Origin of the sequence: Nocardiopsis synnemataformans (assembly GCF_965343085.1) — a bacterium.
Taxonomy (GTDB): domain Bacteria; phylum Actinomycetota; class Actinomycetes; order Streptosporangiales; family Streptosporangiaceae; genus Nocardiopsis; species Nocardiopsis alborubida.
Genome location: NZ_CBDRFA010000067.1, coordinates 17306 through 37419 on the forward strand (window position 1 = coordinate 17306; position 20114 = coordinate 37419).

The 20114-nt window shown below is 70.1% G+C and carries 28 protein-coding genes and 2 pseudogenes; 5 read left to right on the forward strand and 25 right to left on the reverse strand.

Features of this window, described 5'->3' with window-relative positions:
• Nucleotides 1-21: 21 nt before the first annotated feature.
• From ACSIH6_RS29690 to ACSIH6_RS29725, 8 genes are all read right to left on the reverse strand, one after another.
• Nucleotides 22-657 (reverse strand): WhiB family transcriptional regulator, encoded by a 636-nt coding sequence (locus ACSIH6_RS29690; protein WP_435111637.1) that lies wholly within the window; start codon nt 655-657, stop codon nt 22-24.
• Nucleotides 654-1130 (reverse strand): hypothetical protein, encoded by a 477-nt coding sequence (locus tag ACSIH6_RS29695; protein ID WP_435111638.1) that lies wholly within the window; start codon nt 1128-1130, stop codon nt 654-656. The genes ACSIH6_RS29690 and ACSIH6_RS29695 overlap by 4 nt, the downstream gene beginning before the upstream one ends.
• A gap of 68 nt (nt 1131-1198) precedes the next feature.
• Nucleotides 1199-3226 carry a hypothetical protein gene (locus tag ACSIH6_RS29700; RefSeq protein ID WP_435111639.1) on the reverse strand — a complete coding sequence of 676 codons (2028 nt, stop codon included), beginning with the start codon at nt 3224-3226 and terminating at the stop codon, nt 1199-1201.
• A 59-nt stretch (nt 3227-3285) separates the two neighbouring features.
• Nucleotides 3286-4800, reverse strand: a complete 1515-nt coding sequence (locus ACSIH6_RS29705; RefSeq protein WP_435111640.1) for a hypothetical protein — start codon at nt 4798-4800, stop codon at nt 3286-3288.
• Between the two features lie 180 nt (nt 4801-4980).
• Entirely contained in the window at nt 4981-5214 is a 234-nt protein-coding gene (locus ACSIH6_RS29710) for a hypothetical protein (protein WP_435111641.1), read from the reverse strand.
• 5 nt (nt 5215-5219) lie between these two features.
• The gene (locus tag ACSIH6_RS29715; RefSeq protein WP_435111642.1) at nt 5220-5387 is read right to left on the reverse strand and encodes a hypothetical protein; all 168 of its coding nucleotides are present in this window, start codon (nt 5385-5387) and stop codon (nt 5220-5222) included.
• Nucleotides 5388-5476: 89 nt separating this feature from the next.
• Nucleotides 5477-5836 (reverse strand): DUF6205 family protein, encoded by a 360-nt coding sequence (locus tag ACSIH6_RS29720; RefSeq protein WP_435111643.1) that lies wholly within the window; start codon nt 5834-5836, stop codon nt 5477-5479.
• A 75-nt stretch (nt 5837-5911) separates the two neighbouring features.
• Entirely contained in the window at nt 5912-6484 is a 573-nt protein-coding gene (locus ACSIH6_RS29725; RefSeq protein WP_435111644.1) for a DUF6205 family protein, read from the reverse strand.
• 109 nt (nt 6485-6593) lie between these two features.
• On the opposite strand from ACSIH6_RS29725, the gene ACSIH6_RS29730 reads away from it, so the two are divergent.
• On the forward strand, nt 6594-6893 hold the full coding sequence (locus ACSIH6_RS29730) for a hypothetical protein (protein ID WP_435111645.1): 300 nt from the start codon (nt 6594-6596) through the stop codon (nt 6891-6893).
• Here ACSIH6_RS29730 and ACSIH6_RS29735 read toward each other — a convergent pair.
• The 14 genes from ACSIH6_RS29735 to ACSIH6_RS29800 form a co-directional block, all read right to left on the reverse strand.
• A complete protein-coding gene (locus ACSIH6_RS29735; protein WP_435111646.1) occupies nt 6890-7183 on the reverse strand; it encodes a WhiB family transcriptional regulator in 294 nt (97 codons plus the stop codon). The two genes, ACSIH6_RS29730 and ACSIH6_RS29735, sit on opposite strands and share 4 nt — an antisense overlap.
• Before the next feature lie 52 nt (nt 7184-7235).
• Nucleotides 7236-8030: a hypothetical protein gene (locus tag ACSIH6_RS29740; RefSeq protein ID WP_435111647.1), complete on the reverse strand. Its 795-nt coding sequence runs from the start codon at nt 8028-8030 to the stop codon at nt 7236-7238.
• Nucleotides 8017-8409: a hypothetical protein gene (locus tag ACSIH6_RS29745; RefSeq protein ID WP_435111649.1), complete on the reverse strand. Its 393-nt coding sequence runs from the start codon at nt 8407-8409 to the stop codon at nt 8017-8019. The genes ACSIH6_RS29740 and ACSIH6_RS29745 overlap by 14 nt, the downstream gene beginning before the upstream one ends.
• Nucleotides 8406-8765, reverse strand: coding sequence for a hypothetical protein (locus tag ACSIH6_RS29750; protein ID WP_435111650.1), 360 nt, complete (start codon nt 8763-8765; stop codon nt 8406-8408). Before ACSIH6_RS29750 ends, ACSIH6_RS29745 begins: the two co-directional genes overlap by 4 nt.
• A gap of 85 nt (nt 8766-8850) precedes the next feature.
• Entirely contained in the window at nt 8851-9243 is a 393-nt protein-coding gene (locus ACSIH6_RS29755) for a hypothetical protein (RefSeq protein ID WP_435111651.1), read from the reverse strand.
• The gene (locus tag ACSIH6_RS29760) at nt 9240-9641 is read right to left on the reverse strand and encodes a hypothetical protein (RefSeq protein WP_435111652.1); all 402 of its coding nucleotides are present in this window, start codon (nt 9639-9641) and stop codon (nt 9240-9242) included. The genes ACSIH6_RS29755 and ACSIH6_RS29760 overlap by 4 nt, the downstream gene beginning before the upstream one ends.
• Nucleotides 9642-9706: 65 nt before the next feature.
• A complete protein-coding gene (locus tag ACSIH6_RS29765; protein ID WP_435111653.1) occupies nt 9707-10192 on the reverse strand; it encodes a hypothetical protein in 486 nt (161 codons plus the stop codon).
• Nucleotides 10179-10685, reverse strand: coding sequence for a hypothetical protein (locus ACSIH6_RS29770; RefSeq protein ID WP_435111654.1), 507 nt, complete (start codon nt 10683-10685; stop codon nt 10179-10181). Before ACSIH6_RS29770 ends, ACSIH6_RS29765 begins: the two co-directional genes overlap by 14 nt.
• Nucleotides 10686-10756: 71 nt before the next feature.
• Entirely contained in the window at nt 10757-11845 is a 1089-nt protein-coding gene (locus ACSIH6_RS29775) for a recombination directionality factor (protein WP_435111655.1), read from the reverse strand.
• The gene (locus ACSIH6_RS29780) at nt 11842-12861 is read right to left on the reverse strand and encodes a hypothetical protein (RefSeq protein WP_435111656.1); all 1020 of its coding nucleotides are present in this window, start codon (nt 12859-12861) and stop codon (nt 11842-11844) included. The genes ACSIH6_RS29775 and ACSIH6_RS29780 overlap by 4 nt, the downstream gene beginning before the upstream one ends.
• Entirely contained in the window at nt 12858-13211 is a 354-nt protein-coding gene (locus ACSIH6_RS29785; RefSeq protein ID WP_435111657.1) for a hypothetical protein, read from the reverse strand. Before ACSIH6_RS29785 ends, ACSIH6_RS29780 begins: the two co-directional genes overlap by 4 nt.
• Nucleotides 13208-13456, reverse strand: a complete 249-nt coding sequence (locus tag ACSIH6_RS29790; RefSeq protein ID WP_435111658.1) for a hypothetical protein — start codon at nt 13454-13456, stop codon at nt 13208-13210. Before ACSIH6_RS29790 ends, ACSIH6_RS29785 begins: the two co-directional genes overlap by 4 nt.
• Nucleotides 13457-13514: 58 nt before the next feature.
• Nucleotides 13515-13769 (reverse strand): hypothetical protein, encoded by a 255-nt coding sequence (locus ACSIH6_RS29795; protein WP_435111659.1) that lies wholly within the window; start codon nt 13767-13769, stop codon nt 13515-13517.
• A complete protein-coding gene (locus ACSIH6_RS29800; RefSeq protein ID WP_435111660.1) occupies nt 13766-13984 on the reverse strand; it encodes a helix-turn-helix domain-containing protein in 219 nt (72 codons plus the stop codon). The genes ACSIH6_RS29795 and ACSIH6_RS29800 overlap by 4 nt, the downstream gene beginning before the upstream one ends.
• Before the next feature lie 183 nt (nt 13985-14167).
• Here ACSIH6_RS29800 and ACSIH6_RS29805 point away from each other — a divergent pair, with 183 nt between their 5' ends.
• Together ACSIH6_RS29805 and ACSIH6_RS29810 are read left to right on the forward strand one after the other, a co-directional pair.
• Entirely contained in the window at nt 14168-14656 is a 489-nt protein-coding gene (locus ACSIH6_RS29805; protein ID WP_435111661.1) for a helix-turn-helix domain-containing protein, read from the forward strand.
• A 54-nt stretch (nt 14657-14710) separates the two neighbouring features.
• The gene (locus ACSIH6_RS29810) at nt 14711-15046 is read left to right on the forward strand and encodes a hypothetical protein (RefSeq protein WP_435111662.1); all 336 of its coding nucleotides are present in this window, start codon (nt 14711-14713) and stop codon (nt 15044-15046) included.
• A 20-nt stretch (nt 15047-15066) separates the two neighbouring features.
• Here the strand turns inward: ACSIH6_RS29810 and ACSIH6_RS29815 are convergent, their stop codons facing one another.
• Both ACSIH6_RS29815 and ACSIH6_RS29820 read right to left on the reverse strand, forming a co-directional pair.
• Nucleotides 15067-16635 carry a recombinase family protein gene (locus ACSIH6_RS29815; protein WP_435111663.1) on the reverse strand — a complete coding sequence of 523 codons (1569 nt, stop codon included), beginning with the start codon at nt 16633-16635 and terminating at the stop codon, nt 15067-15069.
• Between the two features lie 44 nt (nt 16636-16679).
• A pseudogene (locus tag ACSIH6_RS29820) lies at nt 16680-17678 on the reverse strand (glycoside hydrolase family 48 protein); the annotation flags it as partial.
• Nucleotides 17679-18047: 369 nt separating this feature from the next.
• On the opposite strand from ACSIH6_RS29820, the pseudogene ACSIH6_RS29825 reads away from it, so the two are divergent.
• Nucleotides 18048-18179: pseudogene (locus ACSIH6_RS29825) on the forward strand (transposase); the annotation flags it as partial.
• Nucleotides 18180-18700: 521 nt separating this feature from the next.
• Nucleotides 18701-19321 carry an FMN reductase gene (locus ACSIH6_RS29830; protein WP_150256116.1) on the forward strand — a complete coding sequence of 207 codons (621 nt, stop codon included), beginning with the start codon at nt 18701-18703 and terminating at the stop codon, nt 19319-19321.
• Nucleotides 19322-19349: 28 nt separating this feature from the next.
• Here ACSIH6_RS29830 and ACSIH6_RS29835 read toward each other — a convergent pair whose 3' ends face one another.
• Nucleotides 19350-20075, reverse strand: a complete 726-nt coding sequence (locus tag ACSIH6_RS29835; protein ID WP_435111664.1) for an SDR family oxidoreductase — start codon at nt 20073-20075, stop codon at nt 19350-19352.
• Nucleotides 20076-20114: the final 39 nt, after the last annotated feature.

The window sequence follows — 20114 nt, forward strand, 5'->3', positions numbered from 1 at the left end:
CCCTTCTTCACGTGTGTGCGGCTAGGCCGCGGGGAGCAGGGGTTGCGTGGCGGGGTCGTCGATGTCCAGGCCCTCCCACGCAGGCAGGCCCACCCACCCCTGAGCCAGCGCCGCGGCGCTGACGGGCAGGAACCGCATCGGCGGGTCGTCGAGGATCTGGGGCACGGCACCGCGGAGCTTGACCGAGTGCGCAGCTGGCCAGAAGGGACGGGCGCCCGAGCGCACCGCCTCCAGCGTGGACAGGGAGATACGGGTCCAGGCGCGTACTACGGGCAGCCCGCGGCCGCCGACGGCCAGGCCTTGAAGGATGCGGGCGTCCCCCAGCGTCCGTACCTGCCCCGGGCCCGGAATGCCCTGCTCTCGGTCACGGGCGGCCTTGGCCTGTCGCTGTCGTCGACGGCGGATCCGGGCACGCTCGTCCTCTCCGCTGCCGCCCCACACCCCATGCAGTTCAGCGCGGTTCAGGGCGTGCTCCAGGCACGCCGCGATCACCGGACACTGACGGCACAGGGCGATCGCCTGCTCTTCACGGTCGGCCTGCTCGTCTCGGGTCTCCTCCTGGGGCCCGAAGAACAGCTCGCGCCGGGCGGGGTCGAGCCCGGCACACACCGCGCCGTCCTGCCACTGCCACCGGGCCTGGACTGCGACCGCGTTCACGACGTGTGCTCCTGCCACACCCGCAGGTCCACCCGACGCTGGTCGATCAGGCTCAGCGGGCTGGGCCAGACCACCCACAGGCGCTGTTGGTACAGCTCCACGTGGGGCCACATGAGGGTCTGGGACTCGGCGCGCACCGCGCTGGCCGGCATCCCTCCGGGCAGCAGGAGGTTCTCCGCCACGTGCGGGATCTCGCCGAGCTGACAGGCGATCTCCTGCCCGGCCGGGGTGGACTGGTCGGGGGTGATGATCCCGGGCCGGGTGCGATGCCAACGCCACCCGCCGGGTACCTCGTCGTGCTGCCAGAGCAGCCCGTGCAGCAGGGTGTCATCGCCCACCGCCTGGGTGCTGGCGGGCAGCAGGTGGCGCCCCAAGAACGCGCCGATGGCGACTCGGCGGGCCTGTATCTGCTGCTCTACCCGGGCCTGCCACTCCTGGGTGGTCTGGGCGGTGCGGGTGTGGTACGTCGTCATGGTGGACCTCGGAAGTGGGAAAACGGGGGTGCGGGCGCCCCGCGCCCGGCGGGGCGCCCGCACAGGGGTCAGTGCTTCGCGGCCAGGCGGGCGACCTGGTAGGACGCCCACGGCGCCCCCATCTGCTGGATCAGGTCACGGACCGGCGCGGACAGCGCGGGGGTGCGGTCCTCTCCGCCCTGGGCCAGGTGGGTGATCTCATACGCCACCTCGGGCGCGCCAAAGCGGCGCACCAGAGCGAGCAGCGTCTCGTCCTGTTCCCCCAGCTCGGCCGCAACCGGCTCCGGCTTCTGGCGCAGGCGCTCCAGGTCGGCTTCGGCGCGCTCGGCGCGCTCGCGCTGGGCGCTCAGGGCCTGGCAGGTGCGCTCGTAGGCCTCGGCCGTCGGGTAGGGCTGGCGGTCGTGGGCCAGGGCGAGGTCGCGCTGGGTGATGAGGCGGTCGATGAAGGCCACCAAGTCGGAGTGGTCACCCTCCCCGTTGCGCAGGGTGTCCAGGTCCGGGGTGGCCGGGCACTCCGACACCGGGGTGCGCTGTCCGCACTCGCACCGCAGCTCCTCGCCGGTCTCGAAGAGCTGGCCGATGTGCCAGGTGTGCGTGTGCGAGCACGCCGGGCACTGGCGGGCCAGAGGCAGCCAGACCCGCGAGTCCACCTCGGGGACGCCGTGGCCGGACCTACGCACGAGCTCGGAGCCGACCTTGTGTGCCTCGACGCTGCCCAGTAGAGCCTGGGCGCCCTCCCCCTCGGTTCCGATCAGGGCCAGAGCGGTACGGCCGTCGTCGTCCTCTCCGTCGTGGACCGCGACCCCGTACTCCTGGCCGCGGGGCTGGAGGAAGAAGATCCTCTGGTCGGCGAGGAAGGCGGGCTCGTCCGCGGCCTGGGACGAGAGGGCGTCCAACTCGGGCTGCTCGTCCGCGGCCGCCACGATGTCGGTGTCCGGGCCCGCGTGCGCGACGCGCACGACGCGGCCGTTGACGCGGCGCGCCAGGGCGTGTCCGGGGCCGGTGGTCAGCGCAGCGTCGGTGGAGGCCGCGGCGGGTTCGGCTCCGCTCAGGGCGAGGATGGCCGCGGCGTTGTCGTCGCCGTGCCCGGCGTAGTCGCGCTGGCGCACCACGTGGGCGGCGTCGTGCAGGGCGCGCTGGTAGGCGGCGGCATCGACCCGGTCCAGGTCGGCCTGGAGGCCTTCCAGGTCCGTGGTCAGGTCCTTCTTCTCCTGCTCGTCCAGGCCGTGGAGGTCGTTGGCCGCCTGGATGTTCAGCTGGGCGTCCTGGAGCTGGTGCTGGGCCTGGACCAGCGCGTCGAGCAGGGCGGGCAGCCCGTTGCGCACGGCCACGATGAACTCGGCCAGCTTCTGGTCGCTTCCGCAGTCCAGCGCGTTGGTGCCGCGCGGATCGCGGACCACGTCCTCGATGATCCAGAGCGGGTCGTGCAGCTCACCGCCCTTGGACACCGACCACCCGGGCGGGGCGATGGTCTGCTCCAGCTCGCGCAGCTCGGCCAGAGCACCGGCTGCCAGCAGGTCCCGGGCCTCGGTGCCCGGCTCGGGCAGCGATCCGGTGAACCTCAGCAGGTGCCGGGCGATGAACGCGGCACCGCGCGGGCCGACGATGGTGGGGCGTGAGTGCTTGCCCTCGTGGTCGACCAGGCGCAGCAGGGCCGACCGGCGCTGGCCGTCGATGCTGCTGTGGCCGTCGATGCGCAGCGCGCTGCCGTCATCGTTGTGCCAGACCGCGGGCTCCTTGGCGGCCGGGGGCTGGCCGAGCAGGGACGCCAGCATCTGTCGGGCGGGCGCCTCGCACGTCGAGGCCGGGGCCGGGGCGGGGACAGCAGTGAACCCGAACCGGGCGCAGAGCTTCTCGGCGATCCACTCGAAGGTCTCCGCGCCCGCCCCGTCCTCCTCCAGCGCGGCGATGAGGGCGTCGCGGTCCACCGGCGGCCCGGTGGGGTGTTCGCCCTCCAGCCGCACGACGTGCCACTGCTCCATCAGGGCGTCAGCGACGCAGCCGGTGTCCGGGACCGTGGGGTCGAGGACGTCTTCCATCCACACCGCGAGCTCGAAGGCGTCGGCCCAGGTGCGGGGCGTGTTGTTCTCGGTCATGGTGTTCTTCCTTCTCGTGTGGTGGGCGGCCAGAGCGTCGAGCGCTGGCCGTGTGGGGGTCATGACGCTTGTTGGTGGTCGTGTGGGCGGCACATCGGGCAGGGCTCGACCCACACCCGGTCGCCGTCGCGGCGGCTGATGACGCGGGTGACTCGGTTGCACCGTTCGTTGCCGCAGTGCGGGCCGTAGGGGTCGGCCGGTGCCGGATCGGGCAGCGCGTCCAGGACCTTGCTGGGCCCACTGGCCAGCGCGGGCTCCGGCGGCGCGGGCCGGGCCGGGGGCTCGTCGGCGGCGCAGGCCGGGCAGGACAAGCCGAAGCCGGAGGGGTCGGGGATGTAGCGGGTGCCGTGCGTGCGGCACCGGTCCGGGCTCGCGCCGGGCGCCGGAGAGGCCGCGGGACCCTGCACACCCCACGCCCCACGAGTCCCAGAAGCCCCTAGGGGCCCAGAAGCCTCTGAGGCGACCGCTCGCGCGACGAAGCCGGGGAGCTTGCCCCGAACCTCAGCTTCGGACAGCCGAAAGCTCAGCACCGCGTAGAAGCTGTTGTAGGTTCGCGTGCCGTCCGGGCGCAGGTACCCGGCGTCGATGTACTCGGGCAGATGGCTGGCGTGCACGTCCGCGCCCTCGGCGGCCAGAGCGGTGACCACCTCGACGGCGGCGTCGTAGCGGGCGGCCAGCGCCCGGTGTTCCCGCTCGGAGAGCCCCTCCCCCAGGCGCGCGGCGACCGCGGCGACCATGGCCTTGGCGGTGCCGGACGGCTCGGGTGCCGCAGGCGCCGGGCCCGTCCCGGCCTGTACACCCCACCCGTCAGATGAAGGAGTCTCGCTCGCGCGCGGGCGCGCGTCCCCCTCCTCCTCCTGCTTGTAAGTACTTCCTCTTGTTGGGGTCTGCATGTTGTTAGACCCCGGAATTTCGGGGTGCGCACCCCGATTTTCTGGGGTACGTGCCCCGGAATTTCGGGGTACCTGTTGACCTGCGCTTTTACCGTTACCGACCGGTACGCTCAGAGAGTAGGGCGGCATGGCCGGTGCCAGCGGCCCGTCGATGCCAGCAGCCCGCTCGTTCTTGGCCTGCTCGCGCCGGGCCTTGATGATCGCCTTGGTGTTCTTGGCCGTGGCGGGGATCTGCTTGGGCGTGTCGGCGATGGCCTTCAGGTGCGCCATGATCACGCCGAGGTTGTTCGTGTGGCCGCGGGGCGGGTTGAAGCGGACCCCGTACCGGTTGCGGGTCTTGCGCCCCCGGGCGTCGTAGGTGCCTCGGCGCACGATCGCGCCGACCTGGACGAGTTCGTCGAGGTAGGGGGTCACCAGGTCACCGCTGCCCACGCCGATGGAGACGGCCAGCAGGGCGAGCGTGGGCCACACGCGGGTGTCGCCCGCGGCCCGGCGGCGGTTGCGGTTGACGAAGCCGACCAGCACCCCGTAGAGCAGGCGCGCGGTGGGGCTTATGTGGTAGTTGAACAGGACCCAGTAGCCGATCTGCGCGAACCCGGGCTCGTCCTCAGCGAAGAAGTCCAGGGGCTCGTTGTCGTCGACAGGGCCGTCGAAGAGCAGGGAGGAGTCGTCGGGGTTCACCTGATCCTCCGCGCGGCGTCGCGGGAAGGCAGGACAGGGGTGGTAGGCGCCTTGGGGCAGGCGCCAGGGCGGCCAGCGAGCTGACCGCGCACGACTGCGGACATCACGGGCTCACCTCGTTTCTAGGTCTGGGGGTGTGGGGCCGCCGCTCAACCGGCGGCCCCACGCGGGCGGTGCGGGCTACAAGCCGAGTTCGTCCAGGCGGTCGTGGGCCCGCTTCCACAGCTGGGCGCTGCCGGGGTGGACGGTGCGGGGCTCGGCGTCGAGCAGGCGGGCCAGGACGCGGCGCCGGTAGTCGATGCCGTCGCTGTGGCGCAAAGCCCGGTGCCTGGCCGCCCTGACCTCGGCGCACGCGGTCTTGATCAGGAGCTCGGCCGATTCGTGCTCGTCCAGCACGCGCCGGAGCTTGCTCATGGGGTTCACTTCCATTCCAAGCCGGGGCCGCCAGGGCCCACAGGGATGTGGTCCGGGTCGTGCGGGGGGTCGGTGAGCAGGTCGCGGATCGTGTCCACGACCCTGGCCAGCGGCCCCCTCCCGGTTCTTCTTTCGGCGTTCGCGTCGTCGGTGTGGGCGCTCTCGCGTACCATCGGTGCTGTCTCCGTGCTCTTCGGTGGGCCTGGGACGACGAGGGGGCGCTGCCGGTCCAATGGAGGCGCCCCCTTTTGCATGTGCGGGGTCAGATCTGGGGCCAGGTGATGGTCGGCTTGATGCGGAGGACCTTGCCCTCGCGCACGACCAGGCGCGTCAGGTCCCCCTGGTCCTCGCCCCAGCACTCGATGTAGCCGCCGAAGGTGTGGGCGGCGCCGAAGATGTCCACCAGGGCCTGGAGTTGGAGCTCGACCCGGTAGCCGTCGGCCTCGATCTGGGGGCGCAGGCGCGCGCAGCTGATGACGAGGGTCTGGCCCTCCTCGGTGTCGGTCTTCTTCTCGTCCTGCACCATCTCCAGGTCGTCGCTGGCGGGCGACCTCCTGATCTGGCCCCAGTTCAGAGGCGGGTCGACGGTGATCTCGCCGTCGAAGGTGACCCCGTATCCCATCGCGTGCTCCTTGCTCCCTGCTCGTGTCGTGGTGTTTCGGCGGTGGGCCCGGCCGGGCCCACCGGGGTGTTCAGGTCAGTCCTGGGGCCAGATGATGGTCGGCGTGATCCGGGTGGGGCGGCCTTCACGCATCACCAGGCGGAAGAGGTCCTCGGGGGTATCGGCCGCCGCGGTGAGGTAGTCCCCGAGCTCGTTGTCGGGGAAGGCCACGGCGAGCCGCGACAGGTCGTCCATGACGCGCTCGACGCTCACAGGACGGGGGCCGCGCGGGACCACGGCGTAGGCGGTGACCTTGGTGAGCGAGCCCTCGTCGGTCTCGACCTCCTCGGTCTCCTGTACGTACTCCAGGGCCTTCAGGTTCGGCCCGTTCCTGATCTGGCCCCAGGTCAGAGGCGGTTCGATCGTGATCTCGCCGCTCAGTCGGGCGTAGCCGCTCATCGGCGTCTCCTTCGTCTGGGTCTGGGCCGGGTCGGCCGGGCACTGGTCGGCCGCGTGGTGCTGGCGGATGGTCTTGGCCTGGGATTCGTGGTGTTCGGTGCAGGCCGGGTCGGCGCGCTTGTAATCGACCAGGCCGCAGGGCGCCTTGAGGCAGGGGCAGTTCCGCTCGATCTCGCCGGGCTCCCAGCCGCGCGCCACGTGCAGGCCCATGTCCGACTCCCCCACAACCGCTTATGCAACCTTGCTTGTACAATCTAACTTGCCTAAACGACATTACACAAACACGCTTGCACAAGGTGTGTTGTGTCATCATGGGCCCATGAGCGCACCCGACACAGCCCTGGACGTCCTGCGCGAAGCGGTCCGCTACGCCGAGATCGCCCAGACCACCGACGACACCAGCGAGGCCCTACGCGCCGCCCGCAAGGCCGACGACGCAGCCACCCGAGCCAAGAAGCTCACCGCGGACCTGCTCCGATCCAGCGCCGGCGCCGCGATGCTGGCCGGCATGTCCACCGAGGACGCCGCCAGCCACATGGGCAAGACCTACGAGACCGCACGCCAGATCGCCCGCGCTCACAACGTCCCCCGCCGCCCGACCCGCACCAAGGCCACCTAAGCCACCACGGCCATGACGGTCCGAGCTCGCTCCTCACGCAGCTGCTTCGGCGTCAACCCACCGCACACGGTCTCCACCTGGCCGCTGTCCTGCAGCGCCCACTCACGGCACTCCCGCCACACCGGGCACCGCCAGCACATCTGCACCGCGGCCCGCTCACGCTGGATCCGCGCGCTCGGCCCTTCCCGAATCTCGACACCGCGCACGCTCACCCGCGCATCGGGCACCGCGAACAGCTCCGGCCGCTCCCGGCACACACCCCGCGAAGCCCAGTCGCCCTGCTTGTTCATCTCGTCCTCTCCCCAAGGGGTGCACCTCAGTGCACCCCCGCCAACGTCGATCTCAGGCAGCCGTGGGGTGGTACACCACCCGCGTGCCGTCCGCCCGCTCCACCGCCACCGGCTCCCACCGGTCGGCCGCCTGCATCAGCGCCTGCCAGGCCTGCACCGGCTCGGTGCCCGCATCCACCCGCGTGGGCTCCGACACGCGCAGCAGCGACATCTCCCGCACCGCGATACGCCCCACCCGGGTGCGCCCGTCGGGCCGGACCACGCTCTGCCCGCCCGGCCCCGTCGCCGCCGTCCACCACGCCCACCCCGGCGGCCGCTGTCCGCCAGCGCCCACGCACACACCCAGCGCGCGCCCCTCGACCACATACAGCGAGGAACCTGCCGCGAACCCGTGCCGGGCCAAGAACTCGGCCGGGGTCAACCGGCGCTCTTCCACCCAGGCGTGCACCTGTTCAGTGCCCCACCGCTCCAGCGCCGCGGGCCACCCTCCCGTCTGGTCCCAGGCGTGCGCGCACACCTGCAGCGGTTCCAGCCCGGCCAGCGGCCCCTCGTGATAGGCGTGCTCGGGGTGCTCCCAAGCGGTCCTCGGCGCCCGCGGGGTGGTGCACTCGAACACGTGCGCCAGCGCGACACCGCGATCGGCGTCGCTCATCTGCTCCCACTCGACCGCTCCGCGCGACCGGGCCCAACCGACCTCGGCCTTGCCCGACCCCGAGCACAGTCCGCTGTCGTGCTGGTGCTCAGCGATCACCATGTGCAGATCCCCGCGGCGCGGCGAGAGCAGGTGCACGCTCTGGCCACAGCCAGGGCACATCCCCTGGCCCGGGGCGAACTCACGCAGCTCCATCGAGGACCTCCTCCAAGATCACGTCGACCCGCGGCCCGTCCTGGGCCCGCTCCCCCGCCCGAAACGACACGTCGATCAGGTGCTTGGCGTTGTCGTCGGGCAGCACCCCGGCGTCGACCAGACCGTCCATGAGCGACTTGAACGTCGGCCCCCAGTTGTGGGGGTCGAAGCGGCCGTAGGTCTTGGGGTGCACGATCACGATCGCCTTCGCGCGCCACATCGCCACCCCGTGCTCGCGCCCCATCCGGCGGCCCGCCTTACGGATGCGCTCCTTGTACCTGCTCTCCTGCTGCCAGCAGTACGACCGGTTCGCGGTCAGCCGGGGCAGGCGCCCAAACCTCAGCTCCACACGCCGCCCCACCGCGGCCTCCTGGCTCACCGGGCGTCCTGGAACAACGAACCCTCGTCGTGCAGGGCCGCGTCCTGGAGCGCGCGGGTGCGCCGCTCCTTGGACCGGTTGAGCATGGCGTAGGCGGCCTCAGAGTCCGGGGACGAGATGACCTCCAGCTCCAAGATCTTCAGCAGCGTGGTCTTGAGGACGTAGTCGTACTCCCCGTCGGTACGAATGTCCTCCTGGCGGCTCTTGTGGCCGAGCCGCGCGATCACTATCCACTCGCCCCCGCGCTCGCTGAACATCGCCGCCTCATGCGGCTCCAGGGCTTCCCGCGAGGCCTTGGGCAGGCTGCCCAGGAGCTTGACGGCGAACTCCGGTGTGCTCTGCTCTGCGTCCGACATGACATCTCTCCTGTCTTCGCCGCGGCGTCCCCGCGGCACCCACCAACGTGGGCCGCCCCACCCCCGGGTGGGGCGGCCCACCAGATCATTCGGCCGAGACCGGCCACAGCTCCTCGACCAGCGCCCGCAGCAGGCGGCCCATCTCCACGCCGCTACCACCGGACTGGTCGATCACCCGCTCCCTCAACAGCGCCTGGTACCGCTCGGCGGCGGTCGGGTCCTTCTCCCACTCCGCCCGCACCTGCTCGCGCCAGCGCTCCATGAGGTGGGCGACGCTGTCGGCGGCCTGCGGCCCCGAGCACGGGCACCCGCGCACCACCTCCATCGCCCCGGGCGAGGTCTCCCCCTCACACCGGTCGAACGAGGCCTTGCCGATCTCGCACAGCGCGGCCGTGCAGCACTCACACCCCGGGCACGCGGGCCCCTGCGGCCGCACCCAGGTGTGGTGGTCCCCGACCGGGGTTCCGTGCACGATCACCGCTGCTCCCCTTCCAGCACCACGTCCTGGCGGTGCACACGGGTCGACAGGATGCGCAGCACGTTGCGCACCGACCGCTCGGCCTGGACCAACTCGGCGTCCAGGTCCTCGACCTCGACCTGGCGCGGGCAGCAGTCCCCTTCGCAGTGCTCCGCGGCGTCGCTGCCCACCGCCTCGTCGGCCTGGCGGGCCCTGGCCATCTCCGCCAGCGCGTTGTGCAGGGCCTCCATAGCCCGCAACGCCGCGTCCTGCTGCACCTGTACGTGCCGCTGCTCCAGCTCCTCGTCCACCGTGCTCTCCTCCTTGCAGACGGCACACAGCTCCAGCTCGTCCGCCTTCCGATCCCACAGCCACACATCCGGCCAGTGCGGGTGTCGCCCGCACGCCGCCGTGGCCATCCGTCCTCGTCCCGCAGTGAGCAGGTGGGCTTCCTGCCTGTCCGGCAAGCGCACACGCACGGCGCTCACTGGGGCTTGCCCATCCCGATCACGTCCAGGTCGGGGTCGTACTTCCAGGTGCTCACCCGCGCCGCGAGCGCGTGGGAGGGCAGCCACTGCTCATTCGCGTAACTGACCACCTCCTGGCGAGTGCGGGCCGCGCCGTGCTCCTGCTGGGCGATCAGCGCGTTGAGCACATCCACCTGGTGCATCACCTCGTAGGGGGTGCCAGCCAGCACCGCGCGCGCCACGGCCAGGCGCGCGTCCTCGTCGACGCCCTCCAGGTCAGGAACCTCGCCGCCGCTGTGCAGCACCGACCCGGTTCCCTCGCACGTGGCGCACGCTCCCTGCGGCGGCCGCGCCTGGTCGGCGCAGTCCCGGCACGGCGTCCGCCACCCGGTGGCCCGCCCGTCGACCAAGCGCGCATCCACCCCGGCCGACGCCAGCGCCCACCCCAGGACCTCGCGCACATCCTCGGCGTCGACGCCGGACCACATCTCAGCGCTGTCCATCGCTGCCCTCCATCAGGTCCGCGACGGCCTTGGCCGCCGCAGCGGCCACCACCGGCGCCTGCTCCTCACCGACCAGGCCGACCACGGCCGAGAGCACCACGGCCTGCACCGCCTCCTGGTCGCGCACGACGTCGCGCTGGGCACGCAACCCGATCAGCTCGCGGTTGAGCGCGTCCCATCGGGCGGTGAGCACGCCGATCAACTTGCTCAGCACCATCTGGCTCAGGCCCTTCGCACCGGGCCACTGCTCCACCGCGGCGCGCACGTCCCACACCTGCTCGGCCACCCCGGCGGGGGCGACCAGCGCTCCGTCCTCACGGGCCGCCCATCCGTCCGTGGCCCCGGCGTACTGAAAGCGCACACAGGCTTTCCACGCAGGCCAGTCCCGGTTGCCGTGCCCGTACAGGCCGCCGTCCGGCTTCACCCGGAGCAGCCGCCCACACACCGGGCACTCGGCGACCGGGGCCTTGCGGTCCTTCTCGTCCTTGATCACATCTGGCTCCGAAAAACAGGGGGGTGCCGCCCGCTGCCGCGCGGCGGCACCCCGAAAACGTCGTCAGGTCGTCAGGCGGCAGACTCGACGTGGTCCACCTGGCCGTTGGCCATCAGCTCCCCCCAGGCGCGGATGTGCGCCACCGGTACCTCCTGGGGAGCCCGGCCATCGTGGTCCCGGCGGAACGCCGCTTCGACCTCGGCCACGGACCAGTCATCGGGGAGCGCGTCATCCAGGAACCTCTCCCAGATCTGCGCCGGGCTGGGCAGAACGGCCAGCGCCTTGAGCACCGTCTCGGCCTCGTGCTCGGTCAGCTCCTCGCTGGACTCCATCTGGCGCTCGACGATGTCGCACACGAACTGACGCCGCTCATCACGGCTCATGCCCTGCATGTTCATGAGCCGCCCCATGCGCTGCTTCTGCGCGTGCGTGATCTGCGGAACGTCCACGGCTTCGCTCTCCAGCTCGGCCACCGGCCGCACCCGGTACGGCGACCCCAACTGGACCGTGCCCTTCCCCGCCAGGAGTTCAGCGGGGGACGACATCACCGAGATCACCGGCACCATGTACCGGGTCGTGGTCCCGTCGGGAAGAAGCGACATACGCTCCTCAACTCGCAGGTCCGCGTCCACGTACCCGCCGACCGCGCCCAGCAGCTCGGCGTACCCCGGCAGCTCGGCGGCGGCGTTGTACCCGTGGCTGACCAGCAACCACTGGCCCGCTCCGGGCAGGTCCTTGAGCAGTACCTTGAGCCGGGTGGTCGGCTTGCAGGTCTGGTTCTGGGTGGCCGCGCAGGGGCACCCCCGACCGGACAAGGTCTCGACCTCGCCGTCACAGCGGCGCACGCACCGGCGCCCCTCCCACTCCTCGAACCACTGGCTGACAGAGCCCTGGGGCGGCACCACGATCGGAAGCCGGTCCGCCGTGGTGTGGACCGACCACACCTTCGGTCCGCCACCCTGGGGCTCCCACGGCTCCACCGTGCCGCCGTACTCCTTGGCCGCGTGCTCCAACAGGAGCTTGTCCGACGAGGTCAGCCGGAAGTGGTCCAGCTTCCTCGGCCGCCGGTACTCCTTACCGCCACGGGATATCGCGGGGACGCTGTCCCCGATGCGGATGCGCCCGATGGTGGTCATCCTGCGCTGAAGTGTCTTGATCATGCTGCCGCTACCTCCTGGTGAGCGGGAAGAGGAAGAGTGAGAGGGTCACCAAGGACCGACGGGGACAGCTGGGCGTTGGCCTCGCACACGGCCTGGCACGACCGGAACCACTGGTAGACCGTCTCGTCGCAGCGGGCGGGCACCACCTGGTAGCCCTCCGGGCGCAGATGCAGGATGATCCCCACGTCATGCGTGGCGGGCATGGGCACCCACGTGCCGTCGGGCATCCACCCGTACTCGGCGTTGCGGTACGCGGAGAGCTGGCAGGCCGCCTCCGGGTAGACCCCCCGGATGTGTCCCGCGTAGGTGCGGTCGTTCAGGGTGGTACCGCCGGTCTTGGTGTCCCCGGGGAACAAGGTCAGCAGGGGAAGTCCCCACATACGGGCGAGCACCGGGGACCGGAACAGGAAGTCCAGCGTCCCCGCGTAGTTGTCGCGGTAGTTCGCGACGGTCATCTCAGAGGCGTAGAACTCGATCTCCCACTCAGCGACGAACCGCTCGAACGCCACCAGGTACGGGGCCATCTCCGGATCCTCAGCGATCTCCGCTGGGAGCGCCGTCCCGAGGATGTAGCACTCCACCACCGTGTGGACCTTCGAGCCCAGGTCGGCCTTCTCGTCGCGGTACCGCACGGCCGCGCCCCGGAGCCGGTGACGCACCTCGGTGCGCAACTCCGGAAAGCCCTTGACGGCTTCCATCTCCTCCAGGGAGTCGAACGCCTCGTCCAGCGCCCGCCCGGCACTCCAGGGCGCGAGCGCGGGGTTGGGGTTACCCCCGTGCAGGATCGTGGTCACCGATCGCAGACGCCGCCCGGTCGTGGTGCAGCGGTAGAACCCCTTCACCCGGGAGGGGATACGCGCCGACCCCACGAGCGTGCCCGACCCCGGGCACGGCAACGCCAGCTTCGCCCCTTCAGCCTTGGGGGCCTTGTGCTTGTAGATGGCCCCCGCGAGGGTGACCTTCCGGATGCTCTTGCACTCCGGGCAGGTCACCGCCGCAGGAAGTGGGTCCCTCATGCTCCGACCCCAGAGCGGACCGGCCGAACCTCGTCGTCCTCGTCGTCCTCGGAGTCGAGAGCTTCGCTGTCCTCACGCCACCCGACCGTGCGTGCGGCCTCGCGCAGCTGCTCTGCCCACCGCTCGGCCTGGTCGGCCAGGTGCTCCAGGTCGTCGCGGCTCGCGCCCGCGTCCACGACGATGCCCACCTCGGGCTCCCTGTCCTCTCCCGAGGGGTAGAGGTGCAGTTCGGGGAAAATCCCCTTAGCGGCGTCCACGATGCGGGTCTCCGTGACGCGCACCTCAGCGCCCTTCATCGCCAAGGTCGTGGCCTTGCGGGGGACGATACGTGCCCAGTCTCGCCAGCTCATCGGGCTCCCTCCAGGACGTTGGCCACGTCCTCCATCAGGTCCGCCACGGCCGGGTTGGCCGTCGTCCAGGACAGGGAGCGAAGCGTGTCCACCGGGGCCGGGCCGGAAAGCGCAGCGCCCACCCGCGCCGCGCGCTCGGCGAGGCGGGCGTAGACCGGGCTCTGGGTGCGCTGCGCGGCCGTGCGGTAGCGCGCCTCCTGCTGCGCGGCCAGCTCCAGCAAGGCGGTGGTAGCCTGACTGCTCATTCGGGTTCCTCTCTTGGGGAATCGCCCTCGCCCGGGTCGCGACCGGGCGGGGGATTTTTTATGCCGCCTGCGAGGTGGGCTCGTGCGCGGTGCGCACGGCCGGGGTGGCCTCGATGTGGTCTCCCGCGTAGCGGGTGCACCGGTCGAGCACGCGCTCAGGCCACGGAGTGGCGTGTGTAGCGCGGTGCGCCAGGGCGTCGGCCCACAGCCGCGGGTCGATGCCGTCGACCTCTGGGGTCTGCGCCCACTCGGTGAAAGCTGCCTCGGGCACTCCCGTGGCCTCCGCCAGGCGTCGCAGGTTGAGCTCGCTCACGCGTCCTCCTGCGCCAGCAGATCGGTGACCTGGTCCAGCTCGAAGGCGTTCGCCAGCGCGCAGACGCGCTGGCGGGGTGGGCGTACCGGCTTGCGACGGTGCAGGTACTTGTACAGGGACGCGATCGGCACCTGGGAGTGCTTGGCCAGGTCCCCTACCTCCCAGCCCCTCTCGGTGCACAGCCGCATGACCACGCGGCGATCAAGTAGTGACATGCCCGCGAGCGTACCAGCTCATGGAAGCTTTTAGAAGCTTTTGGAAGCCAAGCTGTCATCTGCTTGCAAAAGCTCTCACGATGGCAGCTGGGCACAGGCCCGCTCCCCCACGAGGGCGCTCACAAGGCGGCACACCGACCAGAGGCACCCCATGCAGCCCCCAGGGCCGCGATACTGAGAGGCATGGAGCCCAAGACGGTCACGGTCGAGGATTACCTCGAATCCCTGCGCGATGAGCGCGGATGGACATGGAGAGATGTATGCCGCAAAGCAGGCATCTCGAACGGCACGCTGTCCAAAATCAGAGAAAAAGGATCCGATGGTGCCGGAAGGGCATATGTAACGCGCCTTGAAAACGCACTTGAAATCCCGCCAGGCACCATCGAACGCGTCACCCGAGAGGGAAACCCCGCTCCCCCCGAGGGCGAAGCGAATCCAGAAACCGAACTAGAAAGAGGACCCTCTAAGCACCTCAAAAAAGGCGAGGTGCTATACACACAACCCTCCGCCGATGGAGTCAAGTACCGCCTAGAAATATCCCCCGGATACGGCGTCACCTACATCTGGTCAAAACCCCAGGAAATCAGCAGCGTAGCTGTAATACTCCGGGCCATGGCCAAGGTGGCACGCGAGGTAGGGGAAGTATTCGAGACGGAAGCGCACGGCCTGTGATCCCCAGCGCACAGACGACCCCTCAGCACCACAGCACCACAGGAAAACAACACCATGATGGCCAACCGCACCCCCCGCCTGCAGGTACTCCTGCACCCCGTGCCCGAGCCGGCCGCGCTCCCCCTAGCCCGCGTGTACGAGCCCAACTACACAAACATCCTCGTGCATCCCGGGGTCACAACCAGCCACCTGATAAACGCCATGGGGAAGTTCTTGGAAATCAGCGAATGGCAGCAATGGCTGGAAGCTTTCCACTACACCTACAGCACGAAAGAACTCAAGAAAGTCATCAAGAACCCCTACATCTACCTGCCTGAGAGCATCACTTCCCTCACTGTGATCGCGAGCAACATTCCACAGAAGATCCGACACCCTCTAATCCAGCTCTAAGAAAGAAGCCCCCGAAGAGATCAACCCGCGGGACCCAGAAGCACAAACTCTGGGTCCCCTACAAATCGAATATCCACCGACTCCGACGGCAGCAGCTTCCGACGCCCCACACGTCCAGTCGGCAAAATGTGGATCGACTGCGTGAAATCCAGTAGGGCCGAGCGCTTTTGCTCAACCGACCAGGAACGCCACAGCTTCAGCAGCGCACCCGCCGCACCCTGAGCGGCCAGAAAATCCTGGACTGGCTGCGGCAGAGGGGCCGTGCGCTTCCGCAACCGCTCCTCCACCTCCGAGATCTCAGCGCCCAGCGACGCCTCCAGCTCCAGCACCCGGACCATCGGAATCCGGGCGCGGCCGGTCTTCAACGACCCGTCCTTGACCAGTTGCAGCTCCGACTTCAGGTACTCCAGGTGTCGCTCATCCTCAGCCACCTGGGTCTCGTCGGCCTTGGGCTCCAGGAAACGGAAGGCGACGTCGGGTCGGCAGAACTCCGCGACGATCAACGCCTCGATGCATTCATGCAGGCCGGTCACACTCCGCGTGACGCACCCGCTCTTAGCCCCCTCGTACAGCCCTTCACACCGGTAGACCAGGGTGCCCGCGCGCCCACCGACTCCAACGCCGATCGGCGCACCGCACCGCCCGCAACGGCCAATCCCCGAGACCTCATGCTTCACGCCAGCCATCCGCCGACGATCAGCTGATCGCTGGGGGTCCACCTTGAGCTTCTCCTGGACCTCGTACCAGACCTGCGGCGAGAGGACCTTCTCCCACCGGTCTCCCCACTCGGTGTCCTTGATCAGCCGCCCGTGCCACTCCCGCATGCCCATGAGGGCGGGCCGTTTGAGCATGGAGGTCAAGGCCTCGGTGGACCACTTGCCACCCTTCGGGCTGGGGATCTCCAGCCGGTTCCACTCCGCCACGACGGAGTGAGGAGTGTGGCCGCGCCGAACGCGCTCGGCCGCGTAGCGCATCATCTCGACGGGGGTGGTCTCACCCTCCGCCGTTGGCCACGGAGTGCGATCCACCACCCGGCGCAGGAGGGTGCCCTTGTCCGGGTCGTACACAGACCGGGTACCGAACACCGGGGTCCCGGAGGGGCCGCCCTTTTCAGCCTGGCTGCGCGTAGCGCGGGTGACACGCCGACGGGTCTTGCCTACTTCCTCGATCCCTCGGGTCACGATCCCAGCGAGGTGCGCCATGTCCCTGGGGTCGGTGGCGTCGTAGACACGCCCGTCGACCATGATCAGCAGCGCTCGATCTTCGGCTAGGTCTGCGAATTCCGCCCACTCTTTCCAGCTGCGGATGCCGCGTTCCAGCTCCCAGAAGACGACCGCGTCGATGGCACCGCGGCGGATGAGGTCGAGGAGCCGAACCCAGTCAGGGCGGTCCTTCTTGGAGTAGCGACTCGCCGAGACATTGGGATCCGACAGGACCCGGACCAGGTCCCATCCCTCGTAGGCCACCCACTTTCTGCACTCGGTCTCCTGTTCCTCGCAGGATCTGCCGTCCTGCTTGTCGTCGGAGACGCGGGTGTAGATGGCAGCGCGCAGGGCTGCCTCGCTCAGGCGTAGACGAGAGATGTGCACTGGGTCATGCTATCGTCTTATGAAAGCGGGTTAGCGAACGTGGCCCACGCGGAGTTGAAGGGCTCCCAGTCGCCGGTGATCCTGCCGTAGGTCGCCTCCAGCCACAGGTAGTAGCTGTAGGCCTCGGAGGTGGTGGCGTGGCCGTGGTCGGGCGCCTCCACGATCAGGGTCTCCACCGAGTGGTACGGCACGAGGAGGCCGTCGAACTCGCGGAAGTAGCCGCTGTCGGGGTCCTTGATCTTGTCGTACTGGGCGAGGAACTCCTCCTCGTAGGCGTTGGCGGCGCCGGAGAGTTCACGCGCGGTGACCACCACGGGGTCGTAGCCCTCGGCGGAGACGGTGAACTCGGCCTGGGCGGGCTCGCCCGAGCCGTCGCCGGAGGAGGCGACCGTCACCTCCTGGGCGGTGTCCCAGTCGGCGTCGCCGAAGGTCAGCGAGGCTCCCGAGGCCACCGACAGGCTCTCGCTGCCGGAGGTGCGCTCCACGCTGACGGCGACGTCCTCGGCGGGCGCCTCGGACAGGGCCACGTCGAAGGCGGCCTCGCCGCCGGGCTCCAGGGTGACCGAGTCGGGGTCCACGACCAGGGTCGGGTCCTCGGGCTCGGGCTCCTCGTCCTCACCCGCGCAGTCCAGGCCGTTGAGGGTGAACTCGGTGGGTGCCTCGTTGGCGCCGCTGTAGGTGGCCTGGAAGCCGAACGTCGCGGTCTGTCCGGAGGCGAGGCCGGACGCCCAGGAGGGGCCGCTGGCGGTCACGGAGCTGCCGCTCTGGGAGACCTGCGCGTTCCAGCTGTTGCTGATGCTCTGGTTGCCGGAGAACTCCCAGCCCAGCGTCCAGTTGGAGACGGACTCGGCCTCGTTGGTGACCGAGACCTCGGCGGTGAAGCCCGAGCCCCAGTCGTTGAGCTGGTAGTCGACGGAGCAAATCGGTGCGGCCTGCGCGGGCGAGGCCGGAAGGAGGGCGGCTAAGAGCACCGCGCCGAGGAGCGCGGGCGCGGGTCTGCGCCAGCGCGCCGTGCGGCGCGGGCCGGGGCGGGGGGTGGTCACGTGTCCTCCTCGGACAGGTTCTCCGTTCCCCGCCGCGGGCCCCGCGCGCCGGAGGACGGCGTCGGGGCGGAGCTCTCCGAGGGGAGGCGGCGGGGCCGGAGTGCGGGTGTGGGGGGAGAGAGCCGGGTACGACGCTGTGACCTGCGGCTCGTTGCCCGGGGTCGGGCCGGTGCGCGTCCGGTGGTTTTCCGGAATACGGACGCCTGTTTTGCGCACGCCTTGCGGGAGCGCTCCCAGGCATCGTGGGGCGAAGTTAACACCCACGACACACGGAGACAACGGGTGCAATCGTGGTGACTACTCGTTAAGTTCCCGGAGCCCCGGGGCGGGCCGGACCGCCCCGGGGACCTTGGGGCGCAGCGCGGAGAGAAGGTGGCGCGGGTGCACGCCCGCATCACCGACCGACTCCAGGACTTCCTGCGCGAGCTCACCTCTCGACTCGTCCGCGAGAACCAGGTGGCCGTGATCGAGGACCTGACCGGGTGCGACATGGTCAAGAACGGGGAAGCCACCTCTTGCTTTTCCTCATGGTTGGGGGTGGTGCCAGAGGGACGAGAGTGTCGGGACGCGGGACCGCCGACTGATGCGTGGAATCCGGGTGGTGTGGGGATGGTGCGCGGGGCACGTCGTCCTCCGTGGAGGGTGTCGCGACGCGGGGGATGTCCGCATGGGTGGGAGCGCTCCCAGAACAGGAGCGCGGAAAGTGGGATGGACTGGGGGACGGGCGGGATGGGTTGGGGACATGGACGCTCGCGCCCCCATGTGCGACCCAGGCCGCGTGTGACCCAAAACACTCGGGAGCGCTCCCATGAGAATAACCACCGTCGCTTCACATGTAAACACCCCGTAAAGAACAGTGTTCGGTATGTCGCGCGGCCCCGGTGAACCCCGGCGTCACAGTGGAAGCACGCGCCTCCCGCTCCGCCACGGCGCCCCTCGGGAATAGCCGGGACGGACACGCCGTTCCTCTGGTAGTTTCGCCAATAAACTACTTCTCAAGAAGCTTTTTACTAGGGGGACAGATGGCGACCCGCACACTGGTGACCGTCTCGGCGGGGATGAGCACGCCCTCCTCGACCCGCCTGCTCGCCGACCGGCTGACCGCCGCCGCCGAGGCGTCGCTGCGCGAGCGCGGCGACGAGGTCCGCACCCGCACCGTGGAGCTGCGCGAGGTGGCGCACGACATCGTGAACGCGATGACCACCCGGGTGCCCACCGGTGAGCTGCGCGGTGTGCTGGAGGACGTCGCCGGAGCCGACGGGATCATCGCGGTGACCCCGGTGTTCAACGCCTCCTACAGCGGCCTGTTCAAGTCCTTCTTCGACGTGGTCGACCCCGAGGACCTGGACGGCACGCCGGTGCTGATCGGCGCGACCGGAGGCAGCCCGCGCCACTCACTGGTGCTGGAGCACGCACTGCGGCCGATGTTCGCCCACACCCGCTCGGTGGTCGCGCCCACCGGCGTGTACGCGGCCTCGGAGGACTGGGGCTCGGGCGAGGGCGGCGGCCGCGAGCTGTCCCAGCGCGTCGAGCGCGCCGGACGCCAGCTCGCGGCGCTGGCCGCGGACCACTCCCCCGCGGCCGGGGACCCCTACGAGGAGCCGGTCCCCTTCGCCGACCTGATGTCGGGCCTGGGCGCCTAGCCCCCGCCCGCCCGCCGTCTGCCCGGGGTCACCAGGGAACGGCGCCCTCGTCGTCGAAGAAGCCGCCACGCGGCCCGTCATCCGGCAGGGTGGCGAGCCGGATCGCGATCGCCGCACCCTGCTCGGGCGTCCGCGGCGCGTTGAACCCGGTGAAGTCGGTCGCCACGTAGCCCGGGCAGGCGGCGTTCACGATGACGTCCGTGTCGGCGAGCCGGCGGGCGTACTGTGCCGTGACGCTGTTGAGCATGGACTTCGACGGCGCGTACGCGGCCAGGACCGGGCCGGTCCGCAGCGTCAGCGAGCCCATGTTGCTCGACATGTTGACGATGCGCGGCGAGTTCGCGCGGCTGAGCAGCGGGAGCATCGCGTTCGTCACCCGCACGACCCCGAACACGTTCGTGTCGAGGACGGCGCGGACGACGTCGAGGTCGAGCGTCGTCGGATCCTGCGCGCCGCCCTCGGTCCGGCCGGAGATGCCCGCGTTGTTGACGAGAACGTCGAGCCGCCCCGCCGTCTCTTCGATCGTCGCCGCCGCGGCGGCGACGCTGTCGTCGGAGGTGACGTCGAGCGCGACCCCGAACGCGTCGACGCCCGCGGTGCGCAGGCGCTCGACGGCCTCTCCTCGCCTGGTGTCGTCGCGGGCTCCCACCGCGACCGTGAAGCCCATCTCCCCCAGCCCCTGGGCGATGGCGAAACCGATTCCCTTGTTCGCGCCGGTGACCAGCGCGGTCTTCGTGTCGTTCACGAGGTCCATGCTCGGCGGAGCACGCACGTACCGTCCAATACCGGCTCA